This window comes from Streptomyces asoensis (genome assembly GCF_013085465.1).
In the GTDB taxonomy this organism is placed as follows: domain Bacteria; phylum Actinomycetota; class Actinomycetes; order Streptomycetales; family Streptomycetaceae; genus Streptomyces; species Streptomyces cacaoi_A.
On the sequence record NZ_CP049838.1, the window covers coordinates 2,492,670 to 2,505,012 of the forward strand.

Here is a 12,343-nt window from a genome sequence, read left to right on the forward strand (position 1 = left end):
TCGCTCCTCGTTCGCTCCGCTTTCCCCCGATCATCCCGCATGCCACCGACAGACGTACGATGCCGGGATGAACTCAGCAGGTCACTCGGAAGCAACGGCGCCCCGAGGCCTGGAACTCACCCCGTTCCGAGGCCTGCGCTACGACCCCGACCGGGTCGGCAGTCTCGCCGCCGTCACCTCCCCGCCGTACGACGTCGTGGTCCGCCCCGACGGCCTGCACCACCTCCAGGACGCGGACCCGTACAACATCGTCCGCCTGATCCTGCCCCAGGCCACCACTCCCACCGCCCGCAACGAACAGGCCGCAGACACCCTGCGCGGCTGGCTGTCCGAGGGCGTCCTGACCGCGGACCCCGAGCCCGCCCTGTACGTCTACGAGCAGCGGCACGCGGACGGCATGCTCCAGCGCGGCCTGATCGGCACCCTGCGTGTCTCGGAGCCCTCGGAAGGAATCGTCCTTCCCCACGAGGACGTCATGCCGCACATCGTCGCGGACCGCGCGGCCCTCATGCGCGCCACGCACGCGAACCTCGAACCCCTCCTCCTCACCTACCGCGGCAACGGCACCGCGGCCGAGATCGTGGACCGCGCGGCGGAGCGCCCCCCACTCCTCTCCACCACCACCGAGGACGGCTACAGCCACCGCCTCTGGGCGATCACCGACCCCACCGAGACGGCCCACGTCCTCGCGGACCTCGCCCAACACCAGGCCCTCATCGCCGACGGTCACCACCGCTGGGCGACCTACCTGCGTCTACGCGCGGAGCACCCCTCCCCCAGCCCCTGGGACCACGGTCTGGTCCTCCTGGTCGACACCGCCCGCTACCCCTTGCGCGTCCGCGCCATCCACCGCCTCCTGCACGGCTTTCCGGTCGCCGACGCCCTGGCCGCACTCGGCGGCCGGTTCCGCGTCCAGCGCCTGGACGTCCCCCTCGCGGAGGCCCTCGACGCCCTCGCGGACGCGGTCTGCGCGGGCAACGGGTTCCTGCTGGCGGGCGACGGCGCCTTCCACCTCGTCGACCGACCGGACCCGGCGCTCCTCGACCGCACGATCCCCGCCGACTTCCCCGAGGCCTGGCGCACCCTGGACGCCACGGTCCTGCACGCCACGCTCCTCGACCACATCTGGCACATCCCCGAGGACGACCCCACCCGCATCGCCTACATCCACGACACCGCCGCGACGGTACGCAAGGCGGAACGCGACGGCGGTACGGCGGTCCTCCTGCACCCCGTCCGCGAGGAGGTCGTCCGCGATCTCGCCCGGCAGGGCGTCACGATGCCCCGCAAGTCGACATCGTTCGGCCCGAAACCCGCATCGGGCCTGGTCCTGCGCGCACTCGACCTCTGAACGCGCCGCACGCCCGAACGACGAAGGGGCGGGACCCGGTTGGTACCGGATCCCGCCCCTTACCGCTGCTACAGCCCTACGTCAGTCCTCGTCACGGTCGACCACAACGTGCTCGGCCTCGTCACGGCCGACCTGACCCTCGACCGAGTCCTCGGCCTCTTCCGCTTCCGCCGCCTGCTCGACGACAGTCTCGTCGGTCTCGGTCTCGGTCTCGGTGTCGACCTCGTCCTCGTCCAAGGCGTCGACGAAGTCCACCCCGTCCATCTCGGCGAGCCGGTCGGAGGCGTCCGTGCTGCCGTCCCGGTCGGCCTCGAGGGCCTTCGCGAACCACTCCCGTGCCTCGCCATCACGCCCGGCCGCGAGAAGCGCGTCGGCGTACGCGTACCTCAGCCGCGCGGTCCAAGGCTGGACGGAGCCGGCAGCGAGCTCGGGGCTCTGCAACGTCACGATGGCCGCGTCCAGTTGCCCCATGTCACGCCGGGCACCCGCCGCGACGAGCCGCATCTCCACCTGGCCGGCCTTGTCGAGCTTGTTCACCTCGGGAGCACCGGCCATGTCGAGCGCCTTCTCCGGCCGCCCGAGCCCACGCTCACAGTCGGCCATGACGGGCCACAGCTCGACACCGCCGTTCATCCGCCGCGCGGCCCGGAACTCGGCGAGCGCCTCGCTGTACCTCTGGGTGGCGTACGCGGCGAACCCGCCCGCCTCCCGCACGGCGGCGACACGCGAAGCGAGCCGCAGGGCCACCTTGGAGTACCCGTAGGCGCCTTCGGGGTCCTCGTCGATCAACCGGGCGACCATCACCAGGTTCTTGGCGACATCCTCGGCGAGCGTCTTGGGCAGGCTCTGGAGCTCCTGCCGTACGTCCTTGTCGATCTCGTCACCGGTGACGTCCTCCGGGATCGGCAGCCGCTTGATCGGCTCACGGTCCCGGTCCCGCTCGTCGCGGAATCGAGGGCCGCCACCACGCCGGTCGTCCCGACGGTCGTCACGCCCGTCACGGCCCCGGAACCCACCGGACCCACCAGGCCGTCCACCACGGTCGTCCCGACGCGGCCCACGGTCGTAGCCACCGCCACGGTTGTCGTCCCGACGGAAGGCGGGGCGATCACCGCGGTCGTCACGCCGATCATCGCGTCGGTCGTCCCGACGGTCGTCCCGACGGAAGGGGGGACGCTCACCACGGTCGTCACGGCGCGGGCCACGGTCACCGCGGTCGTCACGCTGGAACGCCGGACGCGAACCCCGGTCATCACGGCGGTCGTCCCGACGGCCGAAGCCACCACGGTCACGGTCACCGGACCCACCGCGGTTGTCATCACGCCGGAAACCACCACGGTCGTCACCCCGACGATCGTCACGTCGGTCGTCCCGGCGGTCATCGCGACGGAAGGGGGGACGCTCACCACGGTCGTCGCGACGCGGGCCACGGTCGTCGCGGCGGTCGTCACGCTGGAACGCCGGACGCGAACCCCGATCATCACGGCGGTCGTCCCGACGGAAGGGGGGACGCTCACCACGGTCGTCACGGCGCGGCCCACGGTCGTCGCGGCGGTCGTCACGCTGGAACGCCGGACGCGAACCCCGATCATCACGCCGGTCGTCCCGACGGAAGGGGGGACGCTCACCACGGTCGTCACGGCGCGGCCCACGGTCGTCGCGGCGGTCGTCACGCTGGAACGCCGGACGCGAACCCCGATCATCACGCCGATCATCGCGTCGGTCGTCCCGACGGTCATCGCGACGGAAGGGAGGGCGCTCACCACGGTCGTCGCGCTGGAACGCCGGACGCGAACCCCGGTCATCACGCCGATCATCGCGTCGGTCGTCCCGACGGTCGTCCCGACGGAAGGGGGGACGCTCACCACGGTCGTCACGGCGCGGCCCACGGTCACCGCGGTCATCACGCTGGAACGCCGGACGCGAACCCCGATCATCACGCCGGTCATCGCGGCGGAAGGGGGGACGCTCACCACGGTCGTCACGGCGCGGCCCACGGTCGTCGCGGCGGTCGTCACGCCGGCCCGCACCACCACGGTCGTTGTCACGACGGAAGCCGCCACGATCCCCGCGGTCGCCGCCGCGGTTGTCACGGTCCCCACTACTGTCCCGTCGCCGCTGGTCGCGCTCCGGTCGATCGTCGGGAGAGTTGGTGGACATCGGTGACTCCTGTCTTCGGTACCGCAAAACATTCTCGCGCACCCGGGTACCCGGCGCGCTCCAGAAAAACAAAAAGGACCCCTGGTCCCCAGCTGAACGCTGGGACCAGGGGTCCTTCCAAAGATTGTTCGGCGGTGTCCTACTCTCCCACAGGGTCCCCCCTGCAGTACCATCGGCGCTGTAAGGCTTAGCTTCCGGGTTCGGAATGTAACCGGGCGTTTCCCTCACGCTATGACCACCGAAACCCTAATGGTTTCGAGCGAACAAGCACACTTTTTACTTGTTTTCAGCTCTAGCCGGCAACAGTCGTTGCCTCAGAACTAACACAGTGGACGCGAGCAACTGAGGACAAGCCCTCGGCCTATTAGTACCAGTCAGCTTCACCCATTACTGGGCTTCCACATCCGGCCTATCAACCCAGTCGTCTACTGGGAGCCTTAACCCCTCAAGGGGGTGGGAATACTCATCTCGAAGCAGGCTTCCCGCTTAGATGCTTTCAGCGGTTATCCCTCCCGAACGTAGCCAACCAGCCATGCCCTTGGCAGAACAACTGGCACACCAGAGGTTCGTCCGTCCCGGTCCTCTCGTACTAGGGACAGCCCTTCTCAATATTCCTGCGCGCGCAGCGGATAGGGACCGAACTGTCTCACGACGTTCTAAACCCAGCTCGCGTACCGCTTTAATGGGCGAACAGCCCAACCCTTGGGACCGACTCCAGCCCCAGGATGCGACGAGCCGACATCGAGGTGCCAAACCATCCCGTCGATATGGACTCTTGGGGAAGATCAGCCTGTTATCCCCGGGGTACCTTTTATCCGTTGAGCGACGGCGCTTCCACAAGCCACCGCCGGATCACTAGTCCCGACTTTCGTCCCTGCTCGACCCGTCGGTCTCACAGTCAAGCTCCCTTGTGCACTTACACTCAACACCTGATTGCCAACCAGGCTGAGGGAACCTTTGGGCGCCTCCGTTACTCTTTAGGAGGCAACCGCCCCAGTTAAACTACCCATCAGACACTGTCCCTGATCCGGATCACGGACCCAGGTTAGACATCCAGCACGACCAGAGTGGTATTTCAACGACGACTCCACAACCACTGGCGTGGCCGCTTCAAAGTCTCCCACCTATCCTACACAAGCCGAACCGAACACCAATATCAAACTGTAGTAAAGGTCCCGGGGTCTTTCCGTCCTGCTGCGCGAAACGAGCATCTTTACTCGTAGTGCAATTTCACCGGGCCTATGGTTGAGACAGTCGAGAAGTCGTTACGCCATTCGTGCAGGTCGGAACTTACCCGACAAGGAATTTCGCTACCTTAGGATGGTTATAGTTACCACCGCCGTTTACTGGCGCTTAAGTTCTCAGCTTCGCCAAGACGAATCTTGACTAACCGGTCCCCTTAACGTTCCAGCACCGGGCAGGCGTCAGTCCGTATACATCGCCTTACGGCTTCGCACGGACCTGTGTTTTTAGTAAACAGTCGCTTCTCGCTGGTCTCTGCGGCCACCCCCAGCTCGAGCAGCAAGTGCTCTCACCAGACGTGGCCCCCCTTCTCCCGAAGTTACGGGGGCATTTTGCCGAGTTCCTTAACCATAGTTCACCCGAACGCCTCGGTATTCTCTACCTGACCACCTGAGTCGGTTTAGGGTACGGGCCGCCATGAAACTCGCTAGAGGCTTTTCTCGACAGCATAGGATCATCCACTTCGCCACAATCGGCTCGGCATCAGGTCTCAGACTATATGAACGGCGGATTTGCCTACCGTTCGTCCTACACCCTTACCCCGGGACAACCACCGCCCGGGATGGACTACCTTCCTGCGTCACCCCATCACTCACCTACTGCAAGTCTGGTTCGCCGGCTCCACCACTTTCCTTTCCCCGAAGGGTCCGGAACGGCTTCACGGACTTAGCATCGCCTGGTTCGATGTTTGACGCTTCACAGCGGGTACCGGAATATCAACCGGTTATCCATCGACTACGCCTGTCGGCCTCGCCTTAGGTCCCGACTTACCCTGGGCAGATCAGCTTGACCCAGGAACCCTTAGTCAATCGGCGCACACGTTTCTCACGTGTGTATCGCTACTCATGCCTGCATTCTCACTCGTGAACCGTCCACAACTACCTTCCGGTGCTGCTTCACCCGGCACACGACGCTCCCCTACCCATCACAGCGGGCGTTGGCCCTATAGCTGCAATGACACGACTTCGGCGGTACGCTTGAGCCCCGCTACATTGTCGGCGCGGAATCACTAGACCAGTGAGCTATTACGCACTCTTTCAAGGGTGGCTGCTTCTAAGCCAACCTCCTGGTTGTCTGTGCGACTCCACATCCTTTCCCACTTAGCGTACGCTTAGGGGCCTTAGTCGATGCTCTGGGCTGTTTCCCTCTCGACCATGGAGCTTATCCCCCACAGTCTCACTGCCGCGCTCTCACTTACCGGCATTCGGAGTTTGGCTAAGGTCAGTAACCCGGTAGGGCCCATCGCCTATCCAGTGCTCTACCTCCGGCAAGAAACACACGACGCTGCACCTAAATGCATTTCGGGGAGAACCAGCTATCACGGAGTTTGATTGGCCTTTCACCCCTAACCACAGGTCATCCCCCAGGTTTTCAACCCTGGTGGGTTCGGTCCTCCACGAAGTCTTACCTCCGCTTCAACCTGCCCATGGCTAGATCACTCCGCTTCGGGTCTTGAGCGTGCTACTGAAACGCCCTATTCGGACTCGCTTTCGCTACGGCTACCCCACTCGGGTTAACCTCGCAACACACCGCAAACTCGCAGGCTCATTCTTCAAAAGGCACGCAGTCACGAGACGAAGAGCAAGCTCTCCGTCCGACGCTCCCACGGCTTGTAGGCACACGGTTTCAGGTACTATTTCACTCCGCTCCCGCGGTACTTTTCACCATTCCCTCACGGTACTATCCGCTATCGGTCACCAGGGAATATTTAGGCTTAGCGGGTGGTCCCGCCAGATTCACACGGGATTTCTCGGGCCCCGTGCTACTTGGGTGTCTCTCAAACGAGCCGCTGATGTTTCGACTACGGGGGTCTTACCCTCTACGCCGGACCTTTCGCATGTCCTTCGCCTACATCAACGGTTTCTGACTCGTCTCACAGCCGGCAGACTGTGAAAGAGAGATCCCACAACCCCGTACACGCAACCCCTGCCGGGTCTCACACGTATACGGTTTGGCCTCATCCGGTTTCGCTCGCCACTACTCCCGGAATCACGGTTGTTTTCTCTTCCTGCGGGTACTGAGATGTTTCACTTCCCCGCGTTCCCTCCACACTGCCTATGTGTTCAGCAGCGGGTGACAGCCCATGACGACTGCCGGGTTTCCCCATTCGGAAACCCCCGGATCAAAGCCTGGTTGACGACTCCCCGGGGACTATCGTGGCCTCCCACGTCCTTCATCGGTTCCTGGTGCCAAGGCATCCACCGTGCGCCCTTAAAAACTTGGCCACAGATGCTCGCGTCCACTGTGCAGTTCTCAAACAACGACCAGCCACCCATCACCCCGAAACCCTACGGTTTCGAGTGCACTGGGGCCGGCACTGAAGGCAGCCATACGGCCATACCCTCAGACACCCAACAGCGTGCCCGGCCAGCTCCCGTCCGAAGATCATGCTTTCCACGCCCTTACGAGCAGTACTTGCAGCCTCCGACCCGGAAACCCGGCCGAATAATCAACGTTCCACCCATGAGCAACCAGCATCGGACGTACGCCGATGTACTGGCCTCTGACCGAGCGAACTCGGTAAGAAGTGCTCCTTAGAAAGGAGGTGATCCAGCCGCACCTTCCGGTACGGCTACCTTGTTACGACTTCGTCCCAATCGCCAGTCCCACCTTCGACAGATCCCTCCCACAAGGGGTTGGGCCACCGGCTTCGGGTGTTACCGACTTTCGTGACGTGACGGGCGGTGTGTACAAGGCCCGGGAACGTATTCACCGCAGCAATGCTGATCTGCGATTACTAGCAACTCCGACTTCATGGGGTCGAGTTGCAGACCCCAATCCGAACTGAGACCGGCTTTTTGAGATTCGCTCCACCTCACGGTTTCGCAGCTCTTTGTACCGGCCATTGTAGCACGTGTGCAGCCCAAGACATAAGGGGCATGATGACTTGACGTCGTCCCCACCTTCCTCCGAGTTGACCCCGGCAGTCTCCTGTGAGTCCCCATCACCCCGAAGGGCATGCTGGCAACACAGAACAAGGGTTGCGCTCGTTGCGGGACTTAACCCAACATCTCACGACACGAGCTGACGACAGCCATGCACCACCTGTACACCGACCACAAGGGGGGCACTATCTCTAATGCTTTCCGGTGTATGTCAAGCCTTGGTAAGGTTCTTCGCGTTGCGTCGAATTAAGCCACATGCTCCGCTGCTTGTGCGGGCCCCCGTCAATTCCTTTGAGTTTTAGCCTTGCGGCCGTACTCCCCAGGCGGGGAACTTAATGCGTTAGCTGCGGCACCGACGACGTGGAATGTCGCCAACACCTAGTTCCCACCGTTTACGGCGTGGACTACCAGGGTATCTAATCCTGTTCGCTCCCCACGCTTTCGCTCCTCAGCGTCAGTAATGGCCCAGAGATCCGCCTTCGCCACCGGTGTTCCTCCTGATATCTGCGCATTTCACCGCTACACCAGGAATTCCGATCTCCCCTACCACACTCTAGTCTGCCCGTATCGAATGCAGACCCGGGGTTAAGCCCCGGGCTTTCACATCCGACGTGACAGACCGCCTACGAGCTCTTTACGCCCAATAATTCCGGACAACGCTTGCGCCCTACGTATTACCGCGGCTGCTGGCACGTAGTTAGCCGGCGCTTCTTCTGCAGGTACCGTCACTTTCGCTTCTTCCCTGCTGAAAGAGGTTTACAACCCGAAGGCCGTCATCCCTCACGCGGCGTCGCTGCATCAGGCTTTCGCCCATTGTGCAATATTCCCCACTGCTGCCTCCCGTAGGAGTCTGGGCCGTGTCTCAGTCCCAGTGTGGCCGGTCGCCCTCTCAGGCCGGCTACCCGTCGTCGCCTTGGTGAGCCATTACCTCACCAACAAGCTGATAGGCCGCGGGCTCATCCTTCACCGCCGGAGCTTTCAACCTCCACCCATGCGAGTGGAAGTGCTATCCGGTATTAGACCCCGTTTCCAGGGCTTGTCCCAGAGTGAAGGGCAGATTGCCCACGTGTTACTCACCCGTTCGCCACTAATCCCCACCGAAGTGGTTCATCGTTCGACTTGCATGTGTTAAGCACGCCGCCAGCGTTCGTCCTGAGCCAGGATCAAACTCTCCGTGAATGTTTACCGGTAATCCGGTCGACACCACGAGAGCGGAACAGCCAGGCGGAATAAGCCCGGCCGTTCACAGCGTCCTCGCTGTGTTTTGTTTCAAAGGAACCTCATCCTCGGCTATCACTGCCGGGGACGGGGTATCAACATATCTGGCGTTGATTTTTGGCACGCTGTTGAGTTCTCAAGGAACGGACGCTTCCTTTGTACTCACCCGAGAGACTCTCTCAGGCTTTCCTCCGGGCGCTTCCCTTCGGTCTTGCGTTTCCGACTCTATCAGATCCTTTTCTTGATCCGATTCCCTGTCGGGGGGATTGTCTTGGGCTTCGGGCTTTCGCCTGTCGGCCTTTCGACATTCACTACGTTAGCCGATTCCCTCCGCAACTCATAATCGAGTTCCGCCGGGTTGGAATTCGGGCATGCGGGCATGCCGAATTCGCTCCCGCTGAGGGGCGTCGTAGGTAGTGGGTTGGCCGCTTCCGACTGCCGGCGAATGCCGTACCCGGTTCAAGCGGCTCGGGCTACGTTACGCTCCGGCCAACAGCGAGTCAACTTCGTCGGCGCCTGGGGACATGGGCCCGATAGGGGCTCACCGTCGGGTCGTCGGCGACCCAGTACCGCCAGGGGTGGACCCCTCCATCGCCGGAGACTCCGGTGCGCGGACCGTTGCGTACCTGGTCGGCGGGGACCGGGGTGCCGGCCAGGATCCTCAGGGGGGTGTCCCCCGTGGCGCAGGCGTCCGTGCCGTCGAGGGCACGGTCCACGTCCAGGGCGGTGGCCAGGCGGGCGGGTCCTTTGGCCAGTTCCTTGTCATTTCGGGCCGAGAGTCGACGTTTGCGGGCCGACTCGGCGCCCTCGACGATCTCGCCGGCGCGGAGCAGGACGGCGCTCGCCGTGCCGTCCGGACCGCAGACGAGGTTCATGCAGTGCCACATGCCGTAGGTGAAGTAGACGTACACATGTCCGGGCGGACCGAACATCACGCCGTTGCGGGCCGTGGGGCCGCGATAGGCGTGGGAGCCCGGGTCGTTCGGGCCGTCGTAGGCCTCGACCTCCGTGAGGCGCAGGGTGATCGGACCGTCGGGGGTCGTACGGACCAGGAGTCGGCCGAGCAGATCCTGGGCCACGTCCAGGACAGGGCGGTCGAAGAAGGTCCTGGGGAGGGGCGTACGGTCGGGGGTCGCGATCATGCTCTCCGAGCGTAGTGCAGACGCGTGGGTGCGTCGGGGTGGTCAGCGGGCATCCGCCTTGCCAGGGTGTGGGGCACGGAACCGGCCGCGCCGGGATCGCGTATGTAGGGGTCGAGGGATCCCGTAAGAAGAAGGTCGTAGAGGGAGAGACATGGCGTTCAAGAAGCTGCTCGCGAGTCTCGGGGCCGGTGGGGCTTCGGTCGAGACGGTGCTGACCGAGGTCAACGTCGTTCCGGGCGGTGTCGTGCAGGGTGAGGTGCGGATCCAGGGCGGGTCCGTCAACCAGCAGATCGAGGGGCTCTCGGTCGGGCTTCAGGCCAAGGTCGAGGTCGAGAACGGCGACCAGGAGTACAAGCAGGACATCGAGTTCACCAAGCTGCGGCTCGGGGGTGCCTTCGAGCTCCAGGCCGGTGCCGTGCACGCGGTGCCGTTCGGGCTCGAGATCCCGTGGGAGACGCCGGTCACGACGATCGACGGTCAGACGCTGCGCGGCATGAACATCGGGGTGACCACCGAGCTGGAGATCGCCCGCGCCGTGGACTCCGGTGACCTTGACCCGATCAACGTGCACCCGCTGCCGGCGCAGAAGGCGATCCTGGACGCCTTCATCCAGCTGGGCTTCCGCTTCAAGAACGCGGACCTGGAGCGCGGTCACATCCGCGGTACGCGGCAGAAGCTGCCGTTCTACCAGGAGATCGAGTTCTTCCCGCCGTCGCAGTACCGAGGGCTGAACCAGGTCGAGCTGAGCTTCGTGGCCGACGAGCACACGATGGACGTCGTGCTGGAGATGGACAAGAAGCCGGGGCTGTTCAGCGAGGGCAGTGACACCTTCCGCTCGTTCCAGGTGGGTCTGCACGACTACCAGGGAACCGACTGGGCGGCGTACCTCAACCAGTGGCTGTCCGAGGTCGGCAGCAAGCGCAACTGGTTCTGACACACAGAGAGGGCCCGGGGTGCCGTACGGCGTTCCGGGCCCTCTGTGCGTGCTCGCGCGGGGCCGTGGAGGTCGTAGGCTCCGAAGGGAGTGCCTTGCCGATCGATCAGGAGGTGTCGAAGTGACCGAGCCGAAGAGGCGGCCACTGCCCCACGATTTCCATCCGCCGGTGCCGTCGTTCACGGTCACGAGCGAAGATGTCGAGGAGGGGGCGAAGCTCAAGGACGCCCAGGTCCACGCGGCGGGGAACACCTCTCCCCAGCTGCGGTGGGAGGGTTTCCCGTCCGGGGCCAAGAGTTTCGCCGTGACCTGCTACGACCCCGATGCTCCGACGGGCAGCGGATTCTGGCACTGGGTCCTGTTCGACATCCCGGCCTCGGTGACCGAGCTGCCGGCGGGTGCGGGCGGCGGCAAGTTCGAGGGGCTGCCCGAGGGCGCCGTACACGCGCGCAACGACTACGGCGGCAAGGAGTTCGGCGGGGCCGCTCCGCCGCCGGGGGACGGGCCGCACCGGTACGTCTTCACGGTGTACGCGGTGGACCAGGAGAAGCTCGGTCCGGATGCCGATGCCTCGCCCGCCGTCGTGGGATTCAATCTGCGGTTCCACGCGATCGCCCGCGCACAGTTGATCGGTGAGTACGAGATTCCCGCGGAGGGATGAGTCAGCTCATCGTTCATTGAACGTTTGCCCGCCTCTGGTCTTGGAAGTGATCAGAGGCGGGCATTTTTGTTGCCGGGGGTCGCGGGGGTCACCTCCCGTGGAGCAGCAGATATTGCGTTGTCCATCTCGGCGTGCCCGGCCAGAGTTGATCCCAGCCCGCCAGGGGGTGGGCCGGTGCACACAGGAGGTGGGCTGGTATGCGGGACACGCTGGTACTGAACGCGAGCTTCGAGCCGCTGTCGACGGTGACGTTGAACCGAGCCGTCGTTCTGGTGCTTCAGGACAAGGCCGTCGTCGAGCAGGCCCACCCCGAACTGCGGATGCGCGGAGCCGAGGTCGACATCCCGGCGCCTCGTGTGATCAGGCTGTGCAGGTACGTACGGGTGCCCTTCCGAAGACAAGCTCCGTGGTCGAGGCGGGGTGTGCTGATAAGGGACCGGCACCGGTGCGCGTACTGCGGTCGCCGGGCGACGACCGTGGACCACGTGGTGCCGCGGGCGCAGGGGGGTCAGGACGTGTGGCTGAACACCGTCGCCTCGTGCGCGGAGGACAATCACCGTAAAGCGGACCGGACTCCGGAGCAGGCGGAGATGCCGTTGCTGCGGCAGCCGTTCGAGCCGACGCCGGCGGACGCGATGCTGCTGGCCCTGGGGCAGGACGACCTGGCCGCGCTGCCGGAGTGGCTGACCATGGACGCGGCGTAGCCCGTATCCGGATGTGACCGGGGCCCACCTTCGCTCGGAAGGTGGG

General features: G+C 64.2%; 6 protein-coding genes and 3 rRNA genes. 4 read left to right on the plus strand and 5 right to left on the minus strand.

Annotated elements, in window-relative coordinates; translation table 11 throughout:
* The first annotated feature begins 67 nt into the window (after positions 1-67).
* Complete coding sequence (locus G9272_RS11105; RefSeq protein ID WP_171396405.1) at positions 68-1,351, plus strand: DUF1015 domain-containing protein; 1,284 nt, start codon at positions 68-70, stop codon at positions 1,349-1,351.
* An 81-nt stretch (positions 1,352-1,432) separates the two neighbouring features.
* Here G9272_RS11105 and G9272_RS11110 read toward each other — a convergent pair whose 3' ends face one another.
* From G9272_RS11110 to G9272_RS11135, 5 genes are all read right to left on the minus strand, one after another.
* On the minus strand, positions 1,433-2,260 hold the full coding sequence (locus tag G9272_RS11110; protein WP_216377881.1) for a tetratricopeptide repeat protein: 828 nt from the start codon (positions 2,258-2,260) through the stop codon (positions 1,433-1,435).
* Positions 2,261-3,637: 1,377 nt separating this feature from the next.
* A 5S ribosomal RNA gene (rrf, locus tag G9272_RS11120) occupies positions 3,638-3,754 on the minus strand.
* Between the two features lie 101 nt (positions 3,755-3,855).
* Positions 3,856-6,978, minus strand: a 23S ribosomal RNA gene (locus G9272_RS11125).
* A gap of 313 nt (positions 6,979-7,291) precedes the next feature.
* A 16S ribosomal RNA gene (locus G9272_RS11130) occupies positions 7,292-8,817 on the minus strand.
* Together the 16S, 23S and 5S rRNA genes form the textbook arrangement of a ribosomal RNA operon.
* A gap of 539 nt (positions 8,818-9,356) precedes the next feature.
* A complete protein-coding gene (locus G9272_RS11135) occupies positions 9,357-9,998 on the minus strand; it encodes a DNA-3-methyladenine glycosylase (RefSeq protein ID WP_171396408.1) in 642 nt (213 codons plus the stop codon).
* Positions 9,999-10,149: 151 nt separating this feature from the next.
* Between G9272_RS11135 and G9272_RS11140 the strand changes: the two genes are divergently transcribed.
* From G9272_RS11140 to G9272_RS11150, 3 genes are all read left to right on the plus strand, one after another.
* Positions 10,150-10,932 carry a sporulation protein gene (locus G9272_RS11140; RefSeq protein WP_142269621.1) on the plus strand — a complete coding sequence of 261 codons (783 nt, stop codon included), beginning with the start codon at positions 10,150-10,152 and terminating at the stop codon, positions 10,930-10,932.
* Positions 10,933-11,053: 121 nt separating this feature from the next.
* Entirely contained in the window at positions 11,054-11,593 is a 540-nt protein-coding gene (locus G9272_RS11145; protein WP_171396409.1) for a YbhB/YbcL family Raf kinase inhibitor-like protein, read from the plus strand.
* Between the two features lie 197 nt (positions 11,594-11,790).
* Entirely contained in the window at positions 11,791-12,297 is a 507-nt protein-coding gene (locus G9272_RS11150) for an HNH endonuclease (RefSeq protein WP_054239279.1), read from the plus strand.
* Positions 12,298-12,343: the final 46 nt, after the last annotated feature.